Source organism: Silicimonas lutimaris, assembly GCF_047314965.1.
Lineage (GTDB): Bacteria > Pseudomonadota > Alphaproteobacteria > Rhodobacterales > Rhodobacteraceae > JAVJUV01.
Genome location: NZ_JBLBVK010000048.1, coordinates 129712 through 153198, shown reverse-complemented (window position 1 = coordinate 153198; position 23487 = coordinate 129712). Strand labels below are relative to the sequence as shown.

Sequence of the window (23487 nt, the reverse complement as noted above, 5' to 3'; positions counted from 1 at the left end):
CGCCTAGCTCGGAGAGCCGGTCGGATAGCTTGGCCAGGTCTCGGGAAACGACACCCAATCGTGCTTTTCCTGCATCCAGATCGCGCGGATCGGATCCGGCACCGGCGTGTCGAAGCAGCCATAGGCTACACCAATGTGATCGGGCCGCATTTCCAGCGTCCAGTACAGGCTGGTGCCGCAGTCGGGGCAGAAATGGTTTTCCAGCATCCGGCCCGACTCGGCCTGCCGCGCCCAACTGTTCGACCGCCCGCCGATCGACAGCCCATCCTTGCGAAAATACATCCCAACCCCGAACGGTGCCCCAGTCCGCTTCTGGCAAGCCTTGCAGTTGCAGGCGATGACAAAATCCGGGTCGTTTTCCGCATCCAGTGTCAGTTGCCCGCATTGACATTGGGCGTGATGCTTCGTCATGTCGCCACTCCTTGCAATCAGGTTCAGCCTAGATGTCCGACACGCGAAAATCCATTCTCATCACCGGATGTTCCTCGGGCATCGGCTACGATGCCGCTCACGGGCTGGTCCGGCGTGGCTGGCGCGTCTTCGCGACCTGTCGCAAGCCAGAAGACAGCGCCCGGCTTGAAGGCGAGGGGCTGGAAAGCTTCCCGCTCGACTATGACGATCCCGACAGCATCGCCGCCGCGCTGGACGAGACCTTGTCCCGGACCGGCGGCACGCTGGACGCGGTGTTCAACAACGGCGCCTACGCGATCCCCGGACTTCTGGAGGATCTGCCCCGCGACGCCCTGCGCGCGATCTTCGAGACGAATTTCTTCGGCCAGCACGACCTGACGCGCCGCGTCATTCCCGTGATGCGCCAGCAAGGCCACGGCCGGATCCTGATGAACTCGTCGATCCTCGGCTTCGCAGCGCTGAAATGGCGCGGCGCCTACAATTCGACCAAGTTCGCGATGGAGGGCTGGGCGGACACGCTGCGCCTGGAGCTTCACTCCAGCAACATCAAAGTCATCCTGATCGAGCCGGGTCCCATCACCTCCGATATTCGCAAGAATTCCGTTCCGCATTTCGAGAAATGGATCGACTGGCGCAATTCGGCCCGCGCCGGACACTACGAGTCCCGGTTGAAACCGCGCCTCTACAGCACCGATGCAACGCGGGACCGGTTCGAACTGCCTGCCAGCGCCGTGACGGCGGTGGTGCACGACGCGCTTACGCTGCGCACCCCTAAGGCCCGCTATCGGATCACCACGCCCACCAAGGCCGCCGCGATCGGCAAGCGGATTTTCTCCACCCGGATCATGGACCGCATCCTTGCGAAGGTCTGACGCATTTCCTTTTTCCCTTTCCCGCCCTAGGTGACACGCCATGCTGAATGATCCGCTTTTCATAATCGTCGCCATCGCCGTCCTGATCGTGCTGGGCATCCTGCTGACCGGTATCGGCGGCTTTGCACGCGGCGGCGACTTCAACAGGAAACACGCCAACCGGATCATGCGGTACCGGATCTATGCGCAGGCAGTCGCGATCGTGCTGATCCTGATTTTCGTACTCGTGCGCCGGGGAGGCTGACATGGTAGTCCTGAACAAGATCTACACCAAGACGGGCGATGCAGGCGAAACCGCGCTGGGCAACGGCGCGCGGGTCGCCAAGCATTCCATGAGGGTGACGGCCTATGGCACGGTGGACGAACTGAACGCGACCGTTGGCGTCGCCCGGCTGGCCACCGAAGGCGATGTCGATACGATGTTGTCGCGAATCCAGAACGACCTGTTCGATCTGGGCGCCGATCTCTGCCGGCCCGACATGCACAAGGACGGCGAAGCCGGCTATCCCGTCTTGCGGATGGTTCCCGAGCAGACGAAACGCCTGGAAGCCGAGATCGACGCGATGATCTCCCGGCTGGAGCCGCTGCGCTCGTTCATCCTGCCCGCCGGAACGCCTCTGGCCACGCACCTGCATGTCTGCCGCACGGTTGCCCGCCGGGCCGAACGCCTGACGGTGGAGCTGGCGACCATGGAAGAAGTGAACGAGGCCGCCGTGACCTATCTGAACCGCCTTTCCGACTGGTTCTTCGTCGCGGCTCGCATTGCCAACGACGAAGGACGTGGCGATGTGCTTTGGGTCCCGGGAGCCAACCGCAGCTGAAGTCAGGCCGGCGGCTCCCACAGTTCGACCGGATTTCCTTCGGGATCGTGCAGGTGCGCGAACCTGCCGATCCCGTCCATCGTCTGCTCGTTGAAGATATCGATCCCTGCCGCCCGAAGCTGCGCCAGCATCGCATCCATGTCTGCGACCCGGAAATTCAGCATGAACGGCTTGTCCGCACTGAAATAATCCGTGTCTTCCTGGAACGGAGCAAAGACAGTGACCCCTTCCTTCGACACCCATGGCGGTGTCTCCATGCTTGTCGGTGCCTTCGGCACACCCAGATGCGTCTCGTACCATGCCGCCAGCGCGTCCGGATCCCGGGCCCGAAAGAAGAAACCGCCGATTCCCTGAACTGTTTCCATCAAAGCCTCCAATTTTTGGGATCATAACACGTAACGCGGCGTCCTTGAGCCAAGGCGCGTCGATTTTGCACTGTTTTCTGCGGCGCGGCTTCGCTATCCCTGCCCGGGAAACCGAGAGGGAGTTTGCGCAATGAAGGTGCTGGTGCCTGTCAAGCGCGTGATCGACTACAACGTGAAGGTCCGCGTGAAGGCGGACGGAACGGGTGTCGATCTCGCCAACGTCAAGATGTCCATGAACCCGTTCGACGAGATTGCCGTCGAAGAGGCGATCCGCCTGAAGGAGGCCGGAAAGGCCGAGGAAATCGTCGCCGTCTCGATCGGCGTGAAGCAGGCGCAGGAAACCCTGCGTACCGCGCTGGCGATGGGCGCAGACCGGGCGATCCTGATCGTCGCCGCCGATGACGTGCACACCGACATCGAGCCGCTCGCCGTCGCCAAGCTGCTGAAGGCCGTGATCGACGAGGAACAGCCGGGGCTGGTTCTCTGCGGCAAGCAGGCCATCGACAACGACATGAACGCCACCGGCCAGATGCTGGCCGCGCTGACCGGCTGGAGCCAGGCGACCTTCGCCTCGAAAGTCGAGATCGAAGGCGACAGCGCCACCGTCACCCGCGAAGTCGACGGCGGTCTGCAGACCATCAAGGTCACGATGCCGGCCATCGTTTCGGTCGATCTGCGCCTGAACGAGCCGCGCTATGCCTCGCTGCCGAACATCATGAAGGCCAAGAAGAAGCCTTTGGACGAAAAGACGCCCGCCGACTACGGCGTCGACGTCACGCCACGGCTGGCCATCGTCAAGACGACCGAGCCCGAAGCGCGCAAGGCCGGCGAAATCGTGGGCTCGGTGGACGAGCTTGTGGCGAAACTCAAGGAAGCGGGGGCTGTGTGATGGCTGTACTTCTTCTTGCCGAAGTCACCGATGGTGAGCTGAACGTCGATGCGACATCCAAGGCCGTGACCGCCGCCAGGATGCTGGGCGACGTCACCGTGCTCTGTGCGGGGGCCTCTGCCGCCGCTGCGGGCGGTGCCGCGTCGAAGATCGACGGTGTGTCGAAGGTTCTGGTGGCCGAAGACGCCTCGCTGGGTCATCGCCTGGCCGAGCCGACCGCCGCGCTGATCGTGTCGCTTGCCGGCGATTATTCCCACATCGTCGCCCCGGCGACGACCGATGCCAAGAACGTCATGCCGCGCGTGGCCGCGCTTCTGGACGTGATGGTCCTCTCGGACGTCTCCGGCGTTGTCGATGCCGACACGTTCGAGCGCCCGATCTACGCGGGCAACGCCATCCAGACGGTGAAGTCTTCGGACGCCAAGAAGGTCGTGACTTTCCGGACCTCGACCTTCGAAGCCGCAGGAGACGGCGGATCGGCTCCGGTCGAGACGATCGGTGCTGCCGCGAACCCCGGCCTCTCGGAATGGATCGAAGACAAGGTCGCCGCCAGCGACCGCCCCGAACTGACCAGCGCCGGCATCGTGGTGTCCGGCGGTCGCGGTGTCGGATCGGAAGAGGACTTCGCCCTGATCGAGAAGCTGGCCGACAAGCTGGGCGCCGCCGTCGGCGCGTCGCGGGCCGCCGTGGACTCGGGCTTTGCACCGAACGACTGGCAGGTCGGCCAGACCGGCAAGGTCGTCGCGCCCGATCTTTATATCGCAGTCGGCATCTCGGGCGCGATTCAGCACCTTGCGGGCATGAAAGACTCCAAGATCATCGTTGCGATCAACAAGGACGAGGAAGCGCCAATCTTTCAGGTCGCCGACTATGGCCTTGTTGCCGACCTGTTCCAGGCCGTGCCGGAACTGGTCGAAAAGCTCTGATCCGAGAGCAACTCGCCGAATGAACCGGCCTCGACCTTCGGGTCGGGGCCTTTTTTTCCGGCAAGGATCGGCAGCACGCTGTTGGCCAGCGCGTTCGCGACGGTTTCATGCAGTTCCGGATCGGCCGGGCCGCCTAATTCATACGCCACCTCGGTAACACCCGAAATGGCCGGGGCCAGTTCATCCAGCATTGCGCGCGTCACGAACATCGGTTCACGGCTGGATGTCGTCTCCGCGCAGTCCTGAGGACTGCGTTCGGATATCCAGAGCAAATGCACGTCACCACGGATACAGCTCACGATCCGTTGCATCCGCCGGACCCACGCCCAGCGCAATTCCTCGACGATAATTGAAAAGCGCTCCTCAGATGTCCGCTCTAGCGTCTCCAGAAGATGGCCCGTGAAATTGATCTCGGCGAAATCCACCTCGGGATAAATTGCCCTCAGCGCAGTGGAACTCGCCAGAAACCGGTCATTCCGTCGCGGGTGAACGTAATAAAGGCGATTCGACATGTTCTGCACGCCCATCACCTGGATCACGGTCAGATGCGCGTCCGAAGCGATATCCAGCAACCATCGCTCCTTGCTGAAAAGCGATGCCCCGGCGTGCATCACACCCAGATTGGCGACCGGCATACCGATGCGTTCGGCCAACAAGGCTGGATAAGGGTGTTCGACGAACTTGCCAAAGGTCTCGCTGCCGCCAAGAACTGCGACGAAGGGTCGGCCAGGATCGCATGCCGGCCCGCGAAGCATCAGTCGCGATCCCTCAATGCCCCAATGATCGTTTTCGTCGCGCCACAGCGCGTCTGAATCTGCATACATTTTCCCACCCCGGAAAACACTCTGCCCGCAGCTTGCCCGCTTCCGGTTTCGAAATGCCTAAGCTTCGAATTTTAACTGACCGCGAGGGCGCCTCGCCCCTTGCGCCGGAAAGCGGCCAGAGCCTATGGTCGCGCCGAACCGAAAGGATGCATCATGGACATCACCAAAGTCGGCGTTATCGGTGCCGGACAGATGGGCAACGGAATTGCACATGTCTTCGCTCTCGCGGGCTATGACGTGCTGATGACCGATGTCAGCCGCGACGCGCTGGACAAGGCGCGCGAACTGATCGAAGCCAACATGGACCGCCAGGTGGCACGCGGAAAGATCTCCGAGCAGGATCGCAACGCCGCCATTGGACGCATCTCGACGACCATGACTCTCGCGGATCTGGGAGCGACCGATCTCGTCATCGAGGCCGCAACCGAGCGTGAAACCGTCAAGGCCGCGATTTTCGAGGATCTCGTCCCGCATCTCGGCCCGAACACGATCCTGACCTCGAACACCTCCTCGATCTCGATCACGCGGCTGGCCAGCCGCACGGACCGGCCCGAGAAATTCATGGGATTCCACTTCATGAATCCGGTCCCGGTGATGCAACTGGTCGAACTGATCAGGGGCATCGCGACCGACGATCCGACGTATGAAGCGCTGAAGGGCGTCGTGGAACGGCTTGGCAAGACCTCGGCGACCGCCGAAGACTTCCCAGCCTTCATCGTGAACCGCATCCTGATGCCTATGATCAACGAGGCGGTCTATACGCTTTACGAAGGCGTGGGCTCGGTCGCATCCATCGACAGCGCGATGAAACTCGGCACCAACCACCCGATGGGTCCGCTGGAACTGGCAGATTTCATCGGTCTCGATACCTGCCTGGCGATCATGAATGTGCTGCACGACGGGCTGGCGGATACTAAGTATCGGCCCTGCCCGCTTCTGACGAAATATGTCGAGGCCGGCTGGCTTGGCCGGAAAACGCAGCGCGGGTTTTATGACTACAGGGGCGAGGTTCCGGTCCCGACACGCTGACCGGCTACATTCCCTCGCCGAACTTGTCAGCGACCAGCGCCTCGATCGCATCCGCCAATGCCTCGGCCTCGGCGCCGCGCGTCTCGACGTCGATGGACGTGCCCCGCGAGGCGGCCAGCATAAGCAGCCCCATGATGCTGTCGCCCGAGGCGGATAGCCCGTCCTTCGAGACTTCGGCCTCCGCGTCGAAGCCCTCGACAAGTTCGACAAGTTTGGCCGAGGCGCGTGCGTGCAGGCCCTTTTCGTTCACGATCTCAAGTCTGCGTGTCACCGTGCCCGCCATGTCAGCCTCCATCGAAAGAGTCGATATATTTGCGCCCGGCGGCCAGCGCCGCATCAACCGCCACATTCAGCGGCTTGTGACGCGACTTGGCCAGCTTGATCAGCATGGGCAGGTTGGCGCCATAGACGATCCTGCGATCCGACGGGTCACAGGCCCTCAAGCTGAGGTTCGATGGCGAACCGCCGAACATGTCCGTCACCACGACAACGCCATCACCGGAATCGACGCTGTCGGCGGCGGCGCAAATCTCTGCCTGCTTGGCAACGCGGTCATGGTCGGGATCGATCGAAATGGCCCGCATGCCTGACTGCTTGCCCACCACATGCTCGACAGCGGCCAAGTATTCCTTGGCAAGCCCGCCATGCGCGACGATCACGATTCCGATCAAACCCGCGTCCTCAATTCAATCGCTGCGTGATATACTGTCACGACGTTCCAGCTCCCGGTGGCGAGTTGACACCTGCCACCCGGTTTCTGCAAGTGCATTCGCCAGCTTTTCTGCAACGAAAACCGATCTGTGCTTCCCTCCGGTGCAACCGATCGCAACCGTCAGCGACGTTTTGCCCTCCTCCTGATACGCAGGAAGCAGGCTTTGGATCAGGCTCGATACGCGCTCGAAGAAATCGGCAAAGCGCGGATCTGTCTCGACATATGCCCCGACTGCGGGGTCCCGACCGTCCTTCGCCCTCAATTCTGCCTGCCAGTGAGGATTCGAAAGGAAACGGACGTCAAATACCATGTCGACACCGCGTGGCAGGCCGCGTTTGAACGAAAAACTCTCGACCGAGACACCGAGACGTCCCTTGGCGCCCTTCTCGAACAGCCGCTCGATTTCCGCCCGCAGATCGTGGGGCGTCATGTCCGAGGTATCGATCAGAAAATCGGCCTGAGCCCGGACCGGAACCAGCAATTCCATCTCACGCTCGATTCCGACAAGCGGACGCTCCGAAGGAGCCATCGGATGCCTACGGCGGGTCTCCGAGTAGCGCCGGACAAGAACTTCGGGCCGACAGTCCAGGAATAGCAGTTCAACATCCAGAGCCTCGTCCGCCGCCAGTCTGTTCAGCATGGAGATCATCGCATCGATCGAGAAGTCGCGGTTGCGCACGTCGATCCCAAGGGCCAGGGGTCGTTGCAGGGCGCGCCCGCTTATGACCCGGTCCACCAGTGACAAAGGCAGGTTCGCGATACTTTCAAAGCCGATATCTTCCAGGGCATTCGTTGCCGTGCTTCGCCCCGCTCCGGAGGCGCCGGTTACGAAAAGAATCCGGCCAGCCGACGATTCCCCGATTCCACTCATCGATCCACGCACCCCCCTTTCAGATATAGCAACAGAATAGACGGGAATTGGGGACCCTCAACCCTTCGGAAGAGCGGCAGTGTCTCGCCGGCGATCACGGTCTCGCGCGTTTCCGGCAGGCGCTCGGTCTCGGCCTCGTCCATGTCCACGACGGCAACTGCCAGCGCCCGGGTGCAGGGGACGGAAAGAAGTCCGAAACCGCGTGCTTCGATCATCCCCTTGATCGTGTCCGGCGCGGACAGGTGCAATCCACCCTCCGGGCGTCGCACGGCGACGACCCGGTCATCGGCGACCAGCGTCGCGCCCAGCGCGACAAGCTGCATCGCAAGGGCGGACTTACCTGAACCGGATGCACCGCGGATCAGAAGGCCGCGGTTTCCCAGGGCGACGGCGGATGCATGAAGGGTCTGTGTTGCTGCGCCGACGCTATTATCCGGCATCGCGGCTTGGCCTTAGACAGGCAGACCGACGACAAAGCGCGCGCCCAGCGGATCGGACGATACATCGGCGTCGGTGGGCCGGATGTTCTCGGCCCAGATCACGCCGCCATGCGCTTCGACAATCTGCTTGGAAATCGCCAGACCAAGACCGGAGTTGTTGCCGAAATGGCTGACGGGACGTTCTGTGTAAAAGCGATTGAAAATCTTCGTCAGAGCCTGCTCGGGAATTCCGGGGCCCGTATCCTCAACCACCACAAGGACGCGGTTCTCGCGCTTGCGCACCCAGACGCGGATTGCGTCGCCGTCTTCGCAGAACGAGATCGCGTTGGTCAGAAGGTTGACGAAAACCTGTGCCAGCCGGCTCTCCAGACCATCGATGACGATCGGGTCCTTGGGCATATCGGTGATGAACTCGACACCCTTTTCCCGGGCCTCGTTGCCCAGATAGTCGGTCAGGTTTCCGATCATCTTGATCAGGTCGAAGGGCTCTTCTTCCTCTTTCACCAGTTCGCTGTCCAGGCGAGAGGCGTTGGAAATGTCACTGACCAGTCGGTCAAGACGGCGGGTGTCGTGCTCGATCACGTCCAGAAGCTTGGTCTTCTGGTCATCGCGCTTGGCGAACCGAAGCGAGGCGACGGCCGAACGCAGCGACGCCAGCGGGTTCTTGATCTCATGTGCCACATCGGCGGCGAACTGTTCGTTCGCATCGATCCGGTCATACAGCGCCGCGACCATGCCGCGCAGCGCGCCCGACAACCGGCCGATCTCGTCGGGACGGGCCGTCAGGTCGGGGATTCGTACCCTGCTCGGGCTGAATTTCCGCGCGTTCCGTTCACGCCCGATCTCCGCCGCGGCGGCCAGGTCGGACAGAGGGTTGGCAATCGTCGAGGCCAGAACCAGCGACAAGCCGACTGACACGAGAATCGCGATCACGAACATCTGCAGGATCTGCTCTCGCTCGGCCCGGACCAGTTCGTCGATCTCGCCCGCTTCGCTGGCCACGGCCAGAATGGCAACGGGAATATCGCCCTCGCTAACCGGAGTGGCCACGGCGAAAATCGTGCTGCCGTTGATGTCGCGGGTCGTCTTGATCTGCGTCCCCGCCGAAAGCGTAACGGGCACAAGCGCCGAAAGCATCGCATCGGGCGCGGCGGCAACCGAAGTATCGTCAAAGGATTTCCCGAACAGGGTGGCCAGCCCGCCCCAGATCGCATCCAGTGTGTCGGTGATCATGGTCGACCGCCTGTCCGGCATCATCGCATCGGCGACAGACGGTGCGCGCGGTTGCCCGTTCGTCGTGGCCAGCAGGTTTCCACCCACATCGAACAAATACAGATCGGCGGATGTTGGGAGACCGAGATCGGACAGAAAACCCGAAGCTTCTTCCGCATCGAGGACCGGAGGCGAGTCCCCGGCACGCTCCGCAATGCGGGCCTCGAGGACAGCGGACACCAGTTCCGTCTCGATCACCAGCGCGCGCTCGCGCTGGAAGACCAGGCTGTCACGGAACGGATTCAGGAAAAGGACCCCCGCCACAAGGACGAGGATCGCAAGGAGGTTGAACGTGATGATCTTGCGGGCAAGCGGCGACCGGTTCATGGCAATGACGCCACGCCGGTCGCGCTTCGCGCGTGCTTCGCTTTCTGCGGCTGCGTCCGGGCCGATCCAGTCCTCTCCTAGGACGACATCGGTCTGGCGCGCCGGCTTGGCTCCCGCCACGTTGACCCCCTCGGCGGACATCTATTCTTCGTTGTAGCGATATCCGATCCCGTAGAGGGTCTCGATTGCCGAGAATTCCTCGTCGACCATCCGCATCTTCTTGCGCAGCCGCTTGATGTGGCTGTCGATAGTGCGGTCGTCGACATAGACCTGATCGTCATATGCCACATCCATCAGCTGATCACGGCTCTTCACGAAGCCGGGGCGCTGAGCCAGCGCTTGCAGCAGCAGGAATTCGGTTACCGTCAGCGACACGTCGCGACCCTTCCAGGTCACCGAGTGGCGCAGCGGATCCATGCGCAGTTCACCGCGTACCATGACCGTCGCCTGATCGACCTCGCCGTCGGCGTCGCCGGCAATCACTTCCTGGCGGCGCAGAAGCGCCCGAATGCGCTCGACCAGAAGACGTTGCGAGAACGGCTTCTTCACGTAGTCGTCGGCGCCCATGCGCAGACCCAGCACCTCGTCGATCTCGTCATCCTTGGATGTCAGGAAGATCACGGGCATCGAGGTCTTCTGGCGCACGCGCTGAAGAAGATCCATGCCGTCCATACGCGGCATCTTGATGTCGAAGACAGCCATGTCCGGCAGCTTCTTGTTGAACGCGTCAAGGGCAGCCTGCCCGTCGTTGTAAGTTTCGACCTCGAAACCCTCGGCCTCAAGAGTCATCGAAACCGACGTCAGAATATTCCGGTCGTCGTCGACCAGTGCGATCCTGGACATGAGATTATCCTTTTACTGCTCATGAACGCCTTATTCTTGGCGCATTATCCGTGTCATTTTTTGGGCATCATCGTGTCTGTCCTAAGGTAATTCAACAATAATGTGCGAATCATGGGTATTCGCCACGCAAGCGGAACGGTATTTTCCTTTCAAAATGGCTAAAAAGCCTCACTTCTGGGTTTCCCCTAGGTAAATTACCCCAACTGGTGGCGCTAACCGTTAAAATTCAATGACTTGATTGCGCTAACTGTGCGGATCAGTCCTGTTCAAGCCGCCAGAACCGGTCCTATAAGCAACATTATTGCTTACCAAACCCGGGTTTCGGCAGCGAGAGCGCCGTTGCTCAAATGAACCACGGACAAGGAGTTGAAGCGCATGACCACAGGGCGCGTGAACCCGACCCAGACACTCGAAACGCAGGGCATCAGCGGATTGGGGAATGTGTATTACAACCTGATCGAGCCCGATCTGATTCAGCACGCGCTTTGCCGGGACGAAGGTACCCTGGGTCTGGGCGGCACGCTTCTGGTCAGCACGGGCAAGTACACGGGCCGGTCACCGAACGACAAGCATGTGGTCCGCACCAAGTCCGTCGAAGACAAGATCTGGTGGGAAAACAACCGCGCCATGTCGCCCGAGGGCTTCGACCGTCTCTACGAAGACATGACCGCCCACATGCAGGGCCGCGACTATTTCGTGCAGGATCTCTATGGCGGCGCGGATCCCCAGTATCGTCTCGATGTCCGTGTCGTGACCGAACTGGCCTGGCACTCGCTGTTCATCCGACACATGCTGCGCCGCCCGGACCGTGAGGAACTGGACGATTTCGTTCCGGAATTCACGATCATCAACTCGCCCTCCTTCAAGGCCGACCCCAAGCGTCATGACTGCCGGTCCGACACGGTCATCGCCATGAACTTCGACCGCAAGCTGATCCTGATCGGCGGCACCGAGTACGGCGGCGAGAACAAGAAATCGGTCTTCACGCTGCTCAACTACATCCTGCCGCAGAAGGGCATCATGGCGATGCACTGCTCGGCCAACCACGCGCCCGGCAACCCGGTCGACACGGCCGTCTTCTTCGGCCTCTCCGGCACCGGCAAGACGACGCTTTCGGCTGATCCCGAGCGCGTGCTGATCGGCGACGACGAGCATGGCTGGTCAGATCGCGGCACCTTCAACTTCGAAGGAGGCTGCTATGCCAAGACTATCAACCTCTCGCGCGAGGCCGAGCCCGAGATCTACGACACGACCACCAAGTTCGGCACCGTGATCGAGAACATGGTCTTCGATCCCGAGACCAAGGAACTGGATTTCGACGATGACAGCCTGACGGCGAACATGCGCTGCGCTTATCCGCTGCACTACATCTCGAACGCCTCGTCGACCGGCATCGGCGGTCACCCGAAGAACATCATCATGCTGACCTGCGACGCCTTCGGTGTTCTGCCCCCGATAGCGCGGCTGACGCCGGCGCAGGCCATGTATCACTTCCTGTCCGGCTTCACCGCCAAGGTCGCCGGAACAGAACGCGGCGTGACCGAGCCGACACCGACCTTCTCGACCTGTTTCGGCGCGCCCTTCATGCCGCTCCGACCCGAAGTCTATGGCGAGCTGCTGCGCGAGAAGATCGCGACGCACGGCGCGACCTGCTGGCTGGTGAACACCGGCTGGACGGGCGGCGCTTATGGCACCGGCTCGCGCATGCCGATCAAGGCCACCCGCGCGCTTCTGTCGGCGGCGCTGGACGGATCGCTGGAAGATGCCGAGTTCCGCAAGGACAAGAACTTCGGCTTCGAAGTCCCGACCCGGGTCAAGGCCTCGGCCGTCCCGGACATCCTTCTGGATCCGCGCCGGACCTGGGACAACCCCGAGGCTTATGACCGCCAGGCTGCAAAGCTGGTCGCGATGTTCGCCGAGAACTTCGCCCAGTACGAATCGAATATCGACGCGGACGTACGGGCGGCCGCCATCGGCTGAAACACGTCCGCTGACGAATGACACAAGGCCGCGCCACAGGGCGCGGCCTTTTTTGTCCCCGATCATGCCCTCGACCGCGTATGTCTGTTTAATGGGCGCATGATCGTCCTTCTGATTCTCGCCTATCTCGCCCTCGCGCTCGCCCCGCTTGCCCTTTCGGCCGCGCAGGACCTGCCGCCCAGAGCCGTCACCGACGAACTTGCCTCGGGTCTCGGAATGGTGGCCCTGGCGATCCTGCTCGTCGAGTTCATCCTTTCGGGGCGGTTTCGATCCATATCGCGACCGATCGGCATGGACGTCACCATGTGGTTCCACCAGCTTCTGGCCCGTTCGGCACTGGTTCTCGTGCTCCTCCATCCGATCCTCTATTCCACATGGCAACGCGCCGAAGCGAACGATCCGACACGGCAGGGCTTCGTCTCGTTCGAACTTCACGGGCTGGTGCCCGGGATCATCTCCTTCTTGCTGCTGGGTGCGATCGTCGCCATGGCGATCGGACGCTCCGAGTTGGGTTACCGGTATGAGATCTGGCGCTTCCTTCATGGCATTAGTGCCGTCGCGATGGCCTTCTTCGGCGTCCTCCACGCAACCCGTCTGGGCCGCTACAGCCAGGAAAGCGCGCTTGAGTGGTTCTGGTGGGCCATGCTCGGGCTTGCGGTTCTGTCTCTGCTGTTCGTCTACATCGCCAAGCCGATCCGGAAGATGACCCGGCCCTGGAAAGTGGCATCGGTCGAGAAAGCCGCCGATCGCATGTGGCATGTCACGCTCGAACCGGACGGACACGATGGGCTGACGTATGAGGCTGGCCAGTTCGCATGGGCCAATTTCGGGCATAACGCGTTCAGCCTTCATGAAAACCCGTTTTCGATCACGTCTTCGCCAACCGCCGGCCCCGCCGTGTCCTTCCTGATCAAGGAACTTGGCGACTCGACCAACCGGATCGGCCAGCTTCGCCCCGGCACGCGCGCCTACCTCGACGCGCCTCACGGCAACATGACGACAGCCGGGCGCACCGAGCCAGGCATCGCCCTGATCGCGGGCGGCGTGGGCATCGCCCCGATGATCGGCATCCTGCGCGAAATGCGCGCCACTGCCGATACCCGGCCCAGCATTCTGGTCTATGGCAACCGCCATGAAAGGCAGATCGCCTGTCCAGCCGAACTGGAGCGCTTTGCCAGGACGCCCGGCACTGAAGTCATTCATATCCTGTCCGAGCCCGGTCCCGGCTGGACCGGGCTGACCGGCCACCCCGACCGCCAGACGTTGCAGGCCCTGTTCGACACACCGGACCGCAAACGCTGGCTCTATATCCTCTGCGGCCCGCCAATCATGCTGGATACGGTCGAGGACGCCCTGATCGGCATCGGCATCCCCTCCAGCCAAATCCTGTCGGAAAGGTTCGTCTATGAATGATCCAAGACACCGCCTGCCGCAACGCACCCGCATCACGCTGACATGGTGGGGCTTTCACGCGACCGTGGTGCTCGCGCTGGTTCTCTATGCGCTGCGCGCCTGACCGAAGCGCCGGAGCACGGCGGAAGGCGTGTTTCTCTGGGGCATTCAGACCTGGATCAGATTCGAAAAGTCATTTTCGAAAAGAATTTTGACCGTTGGAGAAATCTTCTTGCGCTGCGGTTGCAATACCCCTATTCCTTCGCAGGTGCAGAAACTTCGAGGATTCCCATGGCTCACGACGGAAGCGCGCCGATGACCGAAACGCCTGTTCTGAATGACCTGCTGGCCCTGACCGGCGCGGCGCTTGAGCCAGTGGCACAGGTGCTCGATATCGCGCGCGAACGTGTGCGGGCCACGGTCACGCGGGACGGCCGGATCGCGGGCGATCTGATCGAAGCCAACCAGACGGCCGCCCACGGGCTCGCCTGGTTCGCGACCTATGCCGAGGCGCTGCGCGAGATGCACGGCTGGGCCGAACGGCTACAGGCCGAGGGACGGTTCGGCGAACTGGAGCAGTTGATCCTTCAGATCACCTTCGGCGAATACCTCTGGCAGCTCTACGGCGGCATCCCGATGAGTCAGGGCGAAATCGTGCGCCCCCAGGACATGGGCCTGAGCCAGGACGACCAGCGCGCTCTGATGTCGCCCGCCGTAATGACGCTGACCCAGTCCGGCAACACCGAGACCGCGCGGATGCGACTGGTCGCCCTGATGTGCGACCGCACCGCCGACACGACCTTCGGCGCGACCGGGCTGGACGATGAGCTGGAGATGATCCGCGAACAGTTCCGCCGCTTCGCAAAAGAACGCGTGGAACCCGATGCGCATGAATGGCACCTGAAGGACGAGCTGATCCCGATGGAGATCATCGGCGAGATGGCCGAGATGGGCGTCTTCGGCCTGACCATTCCCGAGGAATACGGCGGCTTCGGCCTTTCGAAGGCCTCGATGTGCGTCGTGTCCGAGGAACTCTCGCGCGGCTATATCGGCGTCGGTTCCCTTGGCACCCGGTCCGAGATCGCGGCCGAACTGATCCTTTGCGGTGGCACCGAAGAGCAGAAGGCGAAATGGCTGCCTGGCCTCGCCTCTGGGGAAATCCTGCCCACCGCCGTCTTCACCGAGCCGAACACCGGCTCCGACCTCGGATCGCTCCGGACGAAGGCCGTGAAAGAAGGCGACGACTGGATCATCAAGGGCAACAAGACCTGGATCACCCACGCGGCCCGCACCCATGTGATGACCGTGCTGGCCCGCACCATCCCCGACACGACCGACTATCGCGGCCTGTCGATGTTCCTCGCCGAGAAGACGCCGGGCACCGACGAGACGCCCTTCGTCGATCCCGGCCTCTCGGGCGGCGAGATCGAGGTTCTCGGCTATCGCGGCATGAAGGAATACACCGTCAACTTCGACGACTTCCGAGTAAAAGGAGAGAACCTCCTGGGCGGCGAGGAAGGCCAGGGCTTCAAGCAACTGATGCAGACCTTCGAGAGCGCCCGCATCCAGACCGCCGCCCGCGCCATCGGCGTGGCGCAATCGGCGCTCGACGTCTCGATGCAATACGCCGAGGACCGCAAGCAGTTCGGCAAGTCGCTGATTGAGTTCCCCCGCGTCGCTTCGAAACTGGCGATGATGGCGGTCGAGATCATGGTCGCCCGCCAGCTGACTTATTTCTCGGCCCGCCAGAAAGACGAGGACAAGCGCTGCGATCTCGAGGCTGGCATGGCCAAGCTCCTGGGCGCGCGCGTCGCCTGGGCGGCGGCCGACAACGGGTTGCAGATCCACGGCGGCAATGGCTTCGCTCTGGAATACAAGATCAGCCGCATCCTCTGCGACGCCCGCATCCTCAACATCTTCGAAGGTGCCGCGGAGATCCAGGCGCAGGTGATCGCTCGCCGGCTCCTCGGCTGACGGTCAGGCCGCCGACTGACGTATGGCCCCCAATCGCGGATGCACGCGCGAGGCCAGCGCCCATGTCGCTCCCATCGCGAGGCCGCACACCGCGAACACCCCGGTCACCGGCGCGGCCAGCAGCACGAGCCACGCCACCCCCGGCGTGACGAACCCGCTGACGTCCCGGAAGGTGGAATAGACGGCCGCCATCTCGGTCCGCTCCGATGGCTTGACCGCCATCAGGAACGGCAGGCTTCCGGCGACATCCAGCAGGATCAGCGCAGCGCCAGCCGCGAACACGGCAGCCACCGCCATCCACGGCAAGGGCGCGACGGAAGCGAACAGAAGCATGACACAGGCCACCGCGAAGCCCAGGCGCACTGCGTACCGGACCGAAGCCCGCTGCACCCAGCGCAGGATCAGGGGCGCCGAGAACAGCAGCGCGTTGATCACCGACAGAACGGTACCGCCCAGCCGGTCACCCAGACCGCTCTCGATGCAATAGATCGGCAGGTAGACGACGATTACCCACCAGCCACAGGACCGGACGACCGCGAATGTCCATCCCGCGATCAGTCGGGGCTGCATCATGAACCGGTTCAGATAGGCCAGCGGGTTCGCCGCAGGTCCGCGTGCCTTCCGGATCTGCTTGCCGTCTCCCAGCCTCAGCCGCCAGAACGCGCCGATGATGCCCAACGCGAACGTCCCCGCCACGAGGAAGGGAGCAGGATACCACACGTCCAGAAGCCAGACGCCCGCCACCGGCCCGATCGTCCACATGGTGGCGCTATAGAACATGCGCCGGGATTCCGCCCGACCGATATCGGAGCGCACGAAGTAGTCCAGAAGATAGGCATTCAGACAGACCCAGAGCGTGATCGTGGCGACCGCGTTCGACATCAGCGCCAGCTGCAGGCCCGTCGGCCCGCCAGCGAGGGCCAGCCCCGCGCCCGCAACGTACAGGCTGGCACCGAAAGTCATCATCCACCGGCGCGGCACGAAACGTGTGCCCCACGGCACCAGCAGACCCGCGATCAGAGAAACGATGCCCACCATGAAATACAGCCGGCTGACCAGCGCCGCATCACCCACCTCGCGGTAGATCGCAAGCGGCATGACCGACAGGAGAATTCCGCGCACACCCGCCTCCAGCGACGCAAGGAAGGCAAACGCCGAAATCGACGGGGTCGGCGAATGCGACAGGTGCACGGGAACGCGAGGCGTAATCATGTTTCACTCCCTGCCCGCTCGAGAAGGGAGGTGTCAGACCGGATACCGACCTGATGGCCCATTCGCGACGAATTTCCTCACGCCGGGAAGAAAATTTTTCGATTTCCCACCCGGATTAATCCGCCCGGCGAGTCAGCCCGTACTTCTCCCTGATTGTTTTGGAGAAGTCATTGTCCCGCACCGTTCTTGTCACCGGAGCCACCGGCTATATCGCCCGGCACATCATTCGACGCCTTCTCGACCGGGGCCACACTGTCGTGGGCACGACGCGCGATGCGAGCCGGGACGCCGAGATGCGCGCCGCGCTGGAACCTGTTCTTGCCGATCGCTCATCGCTCGAACGCTATCGCACGGTGTCGCTCGATCTCCTGCGCTACAACGGCTGGGACTCCGCGATGGAAGGCGTCGATACGCTGATCCACACGGCCTCGCCCTTCCCGATCAGTTCGCCGAAGAATGCCGACGATGTTGTCCGGCCGGCCGTAGACGGCACCCTTCGGGCGCTGCGTGCGGCGCAGGCCGCCGGCATCGCGAACGTCGTCCTGACATCGTCATCCGTAGCCGTGACAGAGACCAGCGACCATCAGGACATCTACGATGAAACCTGCTGGACCGATCCCCAGAAGACCGGGCTTTCTCCCTATGCGCTCTCGAAAACGCTGGCGGAAAGGGCCGCGTGGGAATTCGTCTCCACCGAAGCAACGGGAATGCGGCTCTCGGTCATCAACCCGACCTTCGTGCTGGGTGCGCCGCTGGGTTCGGATTTCGGAACCTCGATCAAGGTGATCGAGCGACTGATGCGTGGAACGGACCCGATGCTCCCGCGATTCGGTTTCGCCTGCTGCGACGTCGGCGACGTGGCCGAGGCCCATGTTCGCGCGATGGACAGGTCCGAGGCTGCGGGACGCCGGCACATCATCTATGATCGCTTCATGTGGCTAGAAGAGATCGCCAGCGTGATTCGTGATGCGGCGCCCTCCGCCCGGCCGGCCCGCCGTGTCGCCCCCGACGTCCTGATGCGGCTTGTGGGTGTCTTCGATCCCGCGGTGCGCGGGATCGTCCCGCAGCTTGGCAAGATCACGCGCGCCGACAACAGCCGCATGCGCGAAGCCCTTGGGCTGGAGCCGCGTGACACCCGTGAAAGTGTCGCTGAAACGGCGCGCTGGCTGACCGACAGAAAGGCCGCCTGACATGCGATTTCGGACCGCCCTGCTCCTCCTGGCCCTCGCGGCCTGCACCGATGAAACCATCTCGGGCTACGCCGATCCGGACGCGGTTTACCGGCTGACCGAAATCGACGGCGCGCCCTACAAGGCCAACGCGACGATCTCCTTCCCCAAGGCGGGCACGGCGCGAGGCGAAGCGCCCTGCAACGCATGGTTTGCCAGCCAATCCGCGCCCTACCCCTGGCTTGAGCTTGGTCCGATCGCCGCAACCCGCCGCGCCTGCCCCGACCTCGATGCCGAACAGGCCTATTTCGAAGCCCTGGCCGCCGTGACACTGGCCGAGGTGCAGGGCCCGGTCCTGATCCTGTCGAACGACGCGGGCCGCGAAATGGTGTTCCGCGCCACGCCCTAGGTTAGGCATCCCGCGCCAGCAGATCGATCAGCCGGTTACGAGAGGCGGGCAGGGTTTTGTCTCCCAGCGATGGCGCCAGGTGATGCTCAAGAAAATGCCCTGTCACCCGCAAACCCTCGACCACCTCGCCCGCCGACCCCGCACCGCCACCCACCAGTGCTGGCGACAGGGGCAAAAGCCGGCCTGCCCACTCCCCGGCGCCGGCATCCGACACCGCGCGCCCCGTCCGGGGCGAGACATAGGAAAGTCCCTCGGTCGCCCCGGTCACGGCGCATGAGTCCAGGTCCAAGCCAAAGCCCAGTTCCTCCAGCACCGCCATTTCCCAGCGCAGATAGGCCAGCGTCCAGAACGGACCCTCCTCCATCATGTCCAGCACCGCCAGCGTCTTTCCGTATAGCGACGGATGCGGTTCACGCTCGGGCAGCGCGAAGGACAATAGTGCGGTCAGTGCATTCAGCCCGGCCAGCATCCGTCGGTCGCCCATCAGGAAGGCACGGCTCCTGACCGGCTCCACGGTGAAAGTCCCAAGGTGATCCTCCAGCCGTGCGCGCCACGACAGGTCCAGCTGCGCGCCGGGCTGCAGGACGGGCGCGATCTTGCGGCTGGCCCCGCCCCGCACGATCCCCGCGTGCCGCCCATGCCCTTCGGTGAAAACCTCGATGATCGCCGCGCTCTCACCGTGGCGGCGCTGGCTCAGAAGTATGCCCTCTTCTCGCCACTCCATCGCTCAGCCCTCGCCCAGCGCGGCGCGGCCGGCATCGGTCAGGCCATAGACACCCGTGTCCACGCGCGCGAACCAGCCATAGTGATTGTCGGCCATCATCCGCGTCGCCCGTGCCACCCCGGTCGCCTTCGCGACCAGGGCGCCTTTCGTCGGACCCGCCGCCGCCAGGTGTTCGGCGCAGCGCACCGCATCCTGACGATAGGCCGTCACGATGCCGCCCCGAGTGCCGCCCGTGTTCGGATCTCCATCGCGCCGCGCGAACTCGCGCAACAGCCTCTCGCGCTTCCCCTTCGATTGCCGCGTCCTGAACGGCGCCGGATCGCAGTGCACCTCGACCAGCGCATCGTCCATGCGCACCGTGATCAACCCCAGTCCAAGCCGGCGGCACAGCGTCGTCATGTTCTTCAGCGCCCCTAGGAAAGGCCGTCCCTTGCCACGCGGCGCGGCGATATACACCGCGTCCGTGATCGCCTGCCGCGCCACGGCCTGGTGAATCAGGGTCAGCGAAAAACCCGTCTTCAGCTCCACGACCACCGGATCCTCGTCACCGCGGCAGGCAACGACATCGGCAGGCCCGACCTCGGCCTTCACCTCGTAACCCTGCCCCTCCAGGAACGCCTTCACCGGCGGATATAGATCGGTCTCGCGCATGCCACTCCTGCCCTCAGGCTGCGACCTTACGGCGGCAGCCAGCCGGGTGACAAGGCAGAGGCGAGGCGCTATAGCGCGCGGAAACGAACCATCCCAGAGAGTATCCCGTTCCATGACCATCAAAGTTTTTGGCCACAAGTCTCCCGACACCGACTCGACCGGCTCGCCCATCATCTGGGCCTGGTACCTGAACGAATGCCGCGGCACGAAAGCCGAGCCGCGCCTGCTGGGCGAACCGAATACCGAGGCACTCTTCGTCCTGAACCGCTGGGATCTGGACAAGCCCGAGTTCCTCGAGGATGTCGATGCGAACGACACCTGCGTCGTTGTCGACACGAACAACATCGCCGAGCTGCCGGCCGGGATCAACGAGGCCAACCTGACCGAGGTCATCGATCACCACATGCTGCAGGGCGGCCTCAAGACGAAGGGGCCGATCAACATCACCGTCCGTCCCGTCGCCTGCACGGCGACCATCATGCATGACCTGATGGGCGACGACGCGGCGAAGATGCCAGTGGCGATCAAGGGCGCGATGCTCTCCTGCATCCTGTCCGACACGCTCGAATTCCGGTCACCCACCACTACCGACGTCGACCGCCAGCTGGCCGAGAAGCTGGCCCAGGAACTCGGCCTCTCGATCCCCGACTACGCGGCCGAGATGTTCGCCGCCAAGTCCGATGTCTCGTCCTTCTCGGACAGCGAGCTTCTGCGGATGGACTCCAAGGCCTACGAGGTCGACGGCACCCGGTTCCGCGTATCGGTTCTGGAGACCACCTCGCCTTCCACGGTGCTGTCTCGCAAGGCGGGCCTGATGGAGGACATGGCAACCGTGGCCGAGGAAGACGGCGTCGACCAGGTCCTGTTCTTCCTCGTCGACATCCTGCAGGAAGAGGCGATCCTTTTCGTCCCGAACGATCTCGTCAAAAACGTCGCCGAGAAAAGCTTCGGCGTCGAGGTCGAGGGCGACCTCGTCAGCCTGCCCGGCGTCGTCAGCCGGAAAAAGCAGATCATCCCGGCGCTCAAGGTCTGACGCGCATGATCCGCGTCGTCGAAAATCTCGCCGAGATCTCCAGCCAGTACGATGCGGTGTTCTGCGACCTCTGGGGGTGCCTGCACGACGGCGTGCGGGCGCTGCCCGAGGCGGTCGAGGCGCTTCGGGCCTTCAAGGCCAAAGGCGGCAAGGTGGTGCTCTTGACCAACGCGCCGAGACCCCGCGCCGACGTGGCGCGGCAACTCGACCGCTTCGGCGTACCAACCGACTGCTGGGACACGATCGCCACCAGCGGAGACAGCGCGCGCGTCGCGATGTTCCGGGGTGTGATCGGCGAGAAGGTCTGGTTCATGGGCCAGAATTACGACCTGACCTTCTTCGAGCCGCCGCATATCGTGGAAAACCCGGTCCCCATCGAAAGGGTCGACCTCGAAGATGCGACCGGCATTGCCTGCCTCGGCCCGTTCGAACCCCATGCCGACCCCGCCGTGAACCGGCCCGAGTTTCTCTATGCCAAGCAGAAGGGCCTCAAGCTTCTCTGCGCGAACCCGGATATCGTCGTCGACCGCGGCGGCGTGCGAGAATGGTGCGCCGGCGCGCTGGCCGAGCTCTACACCGAGATGGGAGGCACAAGCCTGTATTTCGGCAAGCCGCATCCCCCGGTCTACACACTCGCCCGCCAGCGCTTGACCGCACTCGGCGCAGACGTGCCGGACAGCCGCATCCTCTGCATCGGCGACGGCATCGGCACCGACATCAAGGGAGCGCTGGGAGAGGATTTGGACTCCCTCTTCATCACCGGCGGCCTTGCGCGAGAAGAGACGCGAACCGAGCTTCAGCCGGAAAGCCAGGCGCTCGAAGACTATGTGGCGAGCTTCCAGATCACGCCCACCTTCGCGATCGGCCACCTGCGCTGACCGGATCGCGGGCGCTCCTCATTATCGGCCCGAAAATATCCCAGGGGGTGCGGGGGACAGCGTCCCCCGCCAAACACAGGCAGCTTAAGACTCTCTTCAGATTCAGGGCGTGCGCCGGGTTAACCAAGAGAATGCGCCGACAGAGTGCCATACGTTTTGCCGACGTGACGCCGACCCTTTGCCGACCGGGCTTTTCGCTGATTTTCGGCGCGCCTTAAGGAAAACTCGCGCGAATCTGCCAACCACCGTACGCAGGGCGCCGAACGTTGCCTCGTCCGGGCAAAAAAAGACCCCGCGACAAGCGCGGGGCCAGGTCCGTCCTGCGGGCGGCCACAGGCACGGGCGGTAAGAGGGTTATCTACATTTCGCTCCGGATCTGCTGGCGGAACACGTCGATCGAGACAGGCTTCCCATCGCGCCGGATATGCCAGTAGGTCCAGCCATTGCAGGACGGCGCATTCTCCAGCGCCGCGCCCACCTGGTGGATGGACCCCGTGATCCCATCAGCCACAAGCGTCCCGTCGGCGCGCACCTTCGCCGCCTTTCCCGTGGGCGACACCAGCGTCTCTCCGGGGCGCAGCATCCCCCGTTCGACCAGCTGGCCAAAAGGCACGCGCGGCTCGGCACGCTTGGACTGGGTGACATCCAAAGCGGATTTATCGAACTTGCGGATCTTCGCCAGCCGCCGTTCGGCGACATCGCGATAAGCCTTTTCCCGTTCGATTCCAATAAAATGGCGCCCCAGCATCTTGGCGACAGCACCTGTCGTCCCGGTGCCGAAGAAGGGATCCAGCACCACGTCTCCGGGGTTGGTCGTGCCGAGCAGAACACGATGCAGCAACGCTTCCGGTTTTTGCGTGGGATGGGCCTTTTCGCCTTTGGCATCCTTCAGACGCTCGTGCCCGGTGCAGATCGGCAGCACCCAGTCGGACCGCATCTGGATACCCTCGTTCAGGGCTTTCAATGCTTCGTAGTTGAATGTGTATTTACTGGCTTCTTCCTTCGACGCCCAAATCAGCGTCTCATGGGCATTGGTAAAGCGCTTGCCGCGGAAATTCGGCATCGGGTTCGACTTGCGCCAGACCACGTCGTTCAGGATCCAGAATCCCTGGTTCTGCAACTCGGCACCCAGGCGGAACACGTTGTGATAGGAGCCGATCACCCAGATCGCACCGTTCGGCTTCAACAGCCGCCGCGCAACACTCAGCCATTCGCGGGTAAACTTGTCATAGACGCCCAGCGAGTCGAACTGGTCCCAATGGTCGTCCACCGCGTCGACCTTGGAATTGTCAGGCCGATGCAAATCGCCCTTGAGCTGCAGATTGTAGGGAGGATCCGCAAAAATCAGATCGACGGACGCCTCGGGAAGCGCGCGCATCACCTCGATGCAATCGCCATCCAGAATGGAGTCCAGCGGAAGCGATACCGCCCCCTTGGTGGTCTTGGTCGTCATCTGTCTGCCT

Annotated in this window: 26 protein-coding genes; 13 read left to right on the top strand and 13 right to left on the bottom strand. The window is 63.0% G+C overall.

Going from position 1 to position 23487, the window contains the following annotated elements; translation table 11 throughout:
• Positions 1-3: 3 nt before the first annotated feature.
• The gene (locus ACKLNI_RS10950) at positions 4-411 is read right to left on the bottom strand and encodes a GFA family protein (protein WP_413719102.1); all 408 of its coding nucleotides are present in this window, start codon (positions 409-411) and stop codon (positions 4-6) included.
• A 32-nt stretch (positions 412-443) separates the two neighbouring features.
• Between ACKLNI_RS10950 and ACKLNI_RS10945 the strand changes: the two genes are divergently transcribed.
• From ACKLNI_RS10945 to ACKLNI_RS10935, 3 genes are read left to right on the top strand one after another with little or no spacing between them, the layout of a single operon-like run.
• Positions 444-1283: an SDR family NAD(P)-dependent oxidoreductase gene (locus ACKLNI_RS10945; RefSeq protein ID WP_413719101.1), complete on the top strand. Its 840-nt coding sequence runs from the start codon at positions 444-446 to the stop codon at positions 1281-1283.
• Between the two features lie 40 nt (positions 1284-1323).
• Positions 1324-1527 carry a twin transmembrane helix small protein gene (locus ACKLNI_RS10940; protein ID WP_413719100.1) on the top strand — a complete coding sequence of 68 codons (204 nt, stop codon included), beginning with the start codon at positions 1324-1326 and terminating at the stop codon, positions 1525-1527.
• Between the two features lies 1 nt (position 1528).
• Positions 1529-2104 (top strand): cob(I)yrinic acid a,c-diamide adenosyltransferase, encoded by a 576-nt coding sequence (locus ACKLNI_RS10935; RefSeq protein ID WP_413719099.1) that lies wholly within the window; start codon positions 1529-1531, stop codon positions 2102-2104.
• A gap of 2 nt (positions 2105-2106) precedes the next feature.
• Here ACKLNI_RS10935 and ACKLNI_RS10930 read toward each other — a convergent pair whose 3' ends face one another.
• Complete coding sequence (locus ACKLNI_RS10930; RefSeq protein WP_413719098.1) at positions 2107-2469, bottom strand: VOC family protein; 363 nt, start codon at positions 2467-2469, stop codon at positions 2107-2109.
• Between the two features lie 130 nt (positions 2470-2599).
• Between ACKLNI_RS10930 and ACKLNI_RS10925 the strand changes: the two genes are divergently transcribed.
• Together ACKLNI_RS10925 and ACKLNI_RS10920 are read left to right on the top strand one after the other, a co-directional pair.
• On the top strand, positions 2600-3358 hold the full coding sequence (locus ACKLNI_RS10925; RefSeq protein WP_413719097.1) for an electron transfer flavoprotein subunit beta/FixA family protein: 759 nt from the start codon (positions 2600-2602) through the stop codon (positions 3356-3358).
• Positions 3358-4284, top strand: coding sequence for an electron transfer flavoprotein subunit alpha/FixB family protein (locus ACKLNI_RS10920; protein ID WP_413719096.1), 927 nt, complete (start codon positions 3358-3360; stop codon positions 4282-4284). The genes ACKLNI_RS10925 and ACKLNI_RS10920 overlap by 1 nt, the downstream gene beginning before the upstream one ends.
• On the opposite strand, the gene ACKLNI_RS10915 is transcribed toward ACKLNI_RS10920, so the two are convergent.
• Positions 4227-5108: a DUF6473 family protein gene (locus ACKLNI_RS10915; protein ID WP_413719095.1), complete on the bottom strand. Its 882-nt coding sequence runs from the start codon at positions 5106-5108 to the stop codon at positions 4227-4229. The genes ACKLNI_RS10920 and ACKLNI_RS10915 overlap by 58 nt on opposite strands.
• 153 nt (positions 5109-5261) lie before the next feature.
• Here ACKLNI_RS10915 and ACKLNI_RS10910 point away from each other — a divergent pair, with 153 nt between their 5' ends.
• Positions 5262-6137, top strand: coding sequence for a 3-hydroxybutyryl-CoA dehydrogenase (locus ACKLNI_RS10910; RefSeq protein WP_413719094.1), 876 nt, complete (start codon positions 5262-5264; stop codon positions 6135-6137).
• Between the two features lie 4 nt (positions 6138-6141).
• On the opposite strand, the gene ACKLNI_RS10905 is transcribed toward ACKLNI_RS10910, so the two are convergent.
• Genes ACKLNI_RS10905 through ACKLNI_RS10880 form a run of 6 tightly spaced genes read right to left on the bottom strand, consistent with a single transcriptional unit; the run spans position 6142 to position 10602 of the window.
• Positions 6142-6420, bottom strand: coding sequence for an HPr family phosphocarrier protein (locus tag ACKLNI_RS10905; protein WP_413719093.1), 279 nt, complete (start codon positions 6418-6420; stop codon positions 6142-6144).
• Between the two features lies 1 nt (position 6421).
• Positions 6422-6808 carry a PTS sugar transporter subunit IIA gene (locus ACKLNI_RS10900; protein WP_413719092.1) on the bottom strand — a complete coding sequence of 129 codons (387 nt, stop codon included), beginning with the start codon at positions 6806-6808 and terminating at the stop codon, positions 6422-6424.
• 15 nt (positions 6809-6823) lie between these two features.
• Positions 6824-7720: an RNase adapter RapZ gene (gene rapZ, locus ACKLNI_RS10895; RefSeq protein ID WP_413719091.1), complete on the bottom strand. Its 897-nt coding sequence runs from the start codon at positions 7718-7720 to the stop codon at positions 6824-6826.
• On the bottom strand, positions 7717-8160 hold the full coding sequence (locus ACKLNI_RS10890; RefSeq protein ID WP_413719090.1) for an HPr kinase/phosphorylase: 444 nt from the start codon (positions 8158-8160) through the stop codon (positions 7717-7719). The genes rapZ and ACKLNI_RS10890 overlap by 4 nt, the downstream gene beginning before the upstream one ends.
• A 12-nt stretch (positions 8161-8172) precedes the next feature.
• Positions 8173-9900 carry a sensor histidine kinase gene (locus tag ACKLNI_RS10885; protein WP_413719089.1) on the bottom strand — a complete coding sequence of 576 codons (1728 nt, stop codon included), beginning with the start codon at positions 9898-9900 and terminating at the stop codon, positions 8173-8175.
• Entirely contained in the window at positions 9901-10602 is a 702-nt protein-coding gene (locus ACKLNI_RS10880; protein ID WP_413719088.1) for a response regulator transcription factor, read from the bottom strand.
• Between the two features lie 375 nt (positions 10603-10977).
• On the opposite strand from ACKLNI_RS10880, the gene ACKLNI_RS10875 reads away from it, so the two are divergent.
• The 3 genes from ACKLNI_RS10875 to ACKLNI_RS10865 all read left to right on the top strand — a co-directional run bounded on the left by ACKLNI_RS10875 (position 10978) and on the right by ACKLNI_RS10865 (position 15948).
• Entirely contained in the window at positions 10978-12582 is a 1605-nt protein-coding gene (locus tag ACKLNI_RS10875) for a phosphoenolpyruvate carboxykinase (protein ID WP_413719087.1), read from the top strand.
• 99 nt (positions 12583-12681) lie between these two features.
• A complete protein-coding gene (locus tag ACKLNI_RS10870; protein ID WP_413719086.1) occupies positions 12682-13995 on the top strand; it encodes a ferredoxin reductase family protein in 1314 nt (437 codons plus the stop codon).
• Between the two features lie 270 nt (positions 13996-14265).
• Entirely contained in the window at positions 14266-15948 is a 1683-nt protein-coding gene (locus tag ACKLNI_RS10865) for an acyl-CoA dehydrogenase family protein (RefSeq protein WP_413719085.1), read from the top strand.
• 3 nt (positions 15949-15951) lie between these two features.
• Here the strand turns inward: ACKLNI_RS10865 and ACKLNI_RS10860 are convergent, their stop codons facing one another.
• On the bottom strand, positions 15952-17160 hold the full coding sequence (locus tag ACKLNI_RS10860) for an MFS transporter (RefSeq protein WP_413719084.1): 1209 nt from the start codon (positions 17158-17160) through the stop codon (positions 15952-15954).
• Between the two features lie 170 nt (positions 17161-17330).
• Here ACKLNI_RS10860 and ACKLNI_RS10855 point away from each other — a divergent pair, with 170 nt between their 5' ends.
• Together ACKLNI_RS10855 and ACKLNI_RS10850 are read left to right on the top strand one after the other, a co-directional pair.
• Positions 17331-18350 (top strand): NAD-dependent epimerase/dehydratase family protein, encoded by a 1020-nt coding sequence (locus ACKLNI_RS10855; RefSeq protein WP_413719083.1) that lies wholly within the window; start codon positions 17331-17333, stop codon positions 18348-18350.
• Position 18351: 1 nt separating this feature from the next.
• Complete coding sequence (locus ACKLNI_RS10850) at positions 18352-18738, top strand: META domain-containing protein (RefSeq protein WP_413719082.1); 387 nt, start codon at positions 18352-18354, stop codon at positions 18736-18738.
• 1 nt (position 18739) lies between these two features.
• Here ACKLNI_RS10850 and recO read toward each other — a convergent pair whose 3' ends face one another.
• Both recO and ACKLNI_RS10840 read right to left on the bottom strand, forming a co-directional pair.
• Positions 18740-19462: a DNA repair protein RecO gene (recO, locus tag ACKLNI_RS10845; protein ID WP_413719081.1), complete on the bottom strand. Its 723-nt coding sequence runs from the start codon at positions 19460-19462 to the stop codon at positions 18740-18742.
• A 3-nt stretch (positions 19463-19465) separates the two neighbouring features.
• A complete protein-coding gene (locus ACKLNI_RS10840) occupies positions 19466-20113 on the bottom strand; it encodes a DUF2161 domain-containing phosphodiesterase (RefSeq protein WP_413719114.1) in 648 nt (215 codons plus the stop codon).
• Positions 20114-20225: 112 nt separating this feature from the next.
• On the opposite strand from ACKLNI_RS10840, the gene ACKLNI_RS10835 reads away from it, so the two are divergent.
• Together ACKLNI_RS10835 and ACKLNI_RS10830 are read left to right on the top strand one after the other, a co-directional pair.
• On the top strand, positions 20226-21146 hold the full coding sequence (locus tag ACKLNI_RS10835) for a manganese-dependent inorganic pyrophosphatase (protein WP_413719080.1): 921 nt from the start codon (positions 20226-20228) through the stop codon (positions 21144-21146).
• 5 nt (positions 21147-21151) lie between these two features.
• Positions 21152-22024 carry a TIGR01459 family HAD-type hydrolase gene (locus tag ACKLNI_RS10830; protein WP_413719079.1) on the top strand — a complete coding sequence of 291 codons (873 nt, stop codon included), beginning with the start codon at positions 21152-21154 and terminating at the stop codon, positions 22022-22024.
• Positions 22025-22382: 358 nt separating this feature from the next.
• On the opposite strand, the gene ACKLNI_RS10825 is transcribed toward ACKLNI_RS10830, so the two are convergent.
• Positions 22383-23477, bottom strand: coding sequence for a site-specific DNA-methyltransferase (locus ACKLNI_RS10825; RefSeq protein WP_413719078.1), 1095 nt, complete (start codon positions 23475-23477; stop codon positions 22383-22385).
• Positions 23478-23487: the final 10 nt, after the last annotated feature.

Coding starts and splice junctions, on each gene's coding strand:
- ACKLNI_RS10905 (WP_413719093.1), bottom strand. CDS start 6,420: ATGGCGGGCACGGTGACACGCAGACTTGAGATCGTGAACGAAAAGGGC.
- ACKLNI_RS10935 (WP_413719099.1), top strand. CDS start 1,529: ATGGTAGTCCTGAACAAGATCTACACCAAGACGGGCGATGCAGGCGAA.
- ACKLNI_RS10875 (WP_413719087.1), top strand. CDS start 10,978: ATGACCACAGGGCGCGTGAACCCGACCCAGACACTCGAAACGCAGGGC.
- ACKLNI_RS10830 (WP_413719079.1), top strand. CDS start 21,152: ATGATCCGCGTCGTCGAAAATCTCGCCGAGATCTCCAGCCAGTACGAT.
- recO (WP_413719081.1), bottom strand. CDS start 19,462: ATGGAGTGGCGAGAAGAGGGCATACTTCTGAGCCAGCGCCGCCACGGT.
- ACKLNI_RS10930 (WP_413719098.1), bottom strand. CDS start 2,469: ATGGAAACAGTTCAGGGAATCGGCGGTTTCTTCTTTCGGGCCCGGGAT.
- ACKLNI_RS10890 (WP_413719090.1), bottom strand. CDS start 8,160: ATGCCGGATAATAGCGTCGGCGCAGCAACACAGACCCTTCATGCATCC.
- ACKLNI_RS10925 (WP_413719097.1), top strand. CDS start 2,600: ATGAAGGTGCTGGTGCCTGTCAAGCGCGTGATCGACTACAACGTGAAG.
- ACKLNI_RS10880 (WP_413719088.1), bottom strand. CDS start 10,602: ATGTCCAGGATCGCACTGGTCGACGACGACCGGAATATTCTGACGTCG.
- ACKLNI_RS10950 (WP_413719102.1), bottom strand. CDS start 411: ATGACGAAGCATCACGCCCAATGTCAATGCGGGCAACTGACACTGGAT.
- rapZ (WP_413719091.1), bottom strand. CDS start 7,720: ATGAGTGGAATCGGGGAATCGTCGGCTGGCCGGATTCTTTTCGTAACC.
- ACKLNI_RS10835 (WP_413719080.1), top strand. CDS start 20,226: ATGACCATCAAAGTTTTTGGCCACAAGTCTCCCGACACCGACTCGACC.
- ACKLNI_RS10885 (WP_413719089.1), bottom strand. CDS start 9,900: ATGTCCGCCGAGGGGGTCAACGTGGCGGGAGCCAAGCCGGCGCGCCAG.
- ACKLNI_RS10915 (WP_413719095.1), bottom strand. CDS start 5,108: ATGTATGCAGATTCAGACGCGCTGTGGCGCGACGAAAACGATCATTGG.
- ACKLNI_RS10910 (WP_413719094.1), top strand. CDS start 5,262: ATGGACATCACCAAAGTCGGCGTTATCGGTGCCGGACAGATGGGCAAC.
- ACKLNI_RS10945 (WP_413719101.1), top strand. CDS start 444: ATGTCCGACACGCGAAAATCCATTCTCATCACCGGATGTTCCTCGGGC.
- ACKLNI_RS10920 (WP_413719096.1), top strand. CDS start 3,358: ATGGCTGTACTTCTTCTTGCCGAAGTCACCGATGGTGAGCTGAACGTC.
- ACKLNI_RS10825 (WP_413719078.1), bottom strand. CDS start 23,477: ATGACGACCAAGACCACCAAGGGGGCGGTATCGCTTCCGCTGGACTCC.
- ACKLNI_RS10850 (WP_413719082.1), top strand. CDS start 18,352: ATGCGATTTCGGACCGCCCTGCTCCTCCTGGCCCTCGCGGCCTGCACC.
- ACKLNI_RS10840 (WP_413719114.1), bottom strand. CDS start 20,113: ATGCGCGAGACCGATCTATATCCGCCGGTGAAGGCGTTCCTGGAGGGG.
- ACKLNI_RS10870 (WP_413719086.1), top strand. CDS start 12,682: ATGATCGTCCTTCTGATTCTCGCCTATCTCGCCCTCGCGCTCGCCCCG.
- ACKLNI_RS10865 (WP_413719085.1), top strand. CDS start 14,266: ATGGCTCACGACGGAAGCGCGCCGATGACCGAAACGCCTGTTCTGAAT.
- ACKLNI_RS10860 (WP_413719084.1), bottom strand. CDS start 17,160: ATGATTACGCCTCGCGTTCCCGTGCACCTGTCGCATTCGCCGACCCCG.
- ACKLNI_RS10940 (WP_413719100.1), top strand. CDS start 1,324: ATGCTGAATGATCCGCTTTTCATAATCGTCGCCATCGCCGTCCTGATC.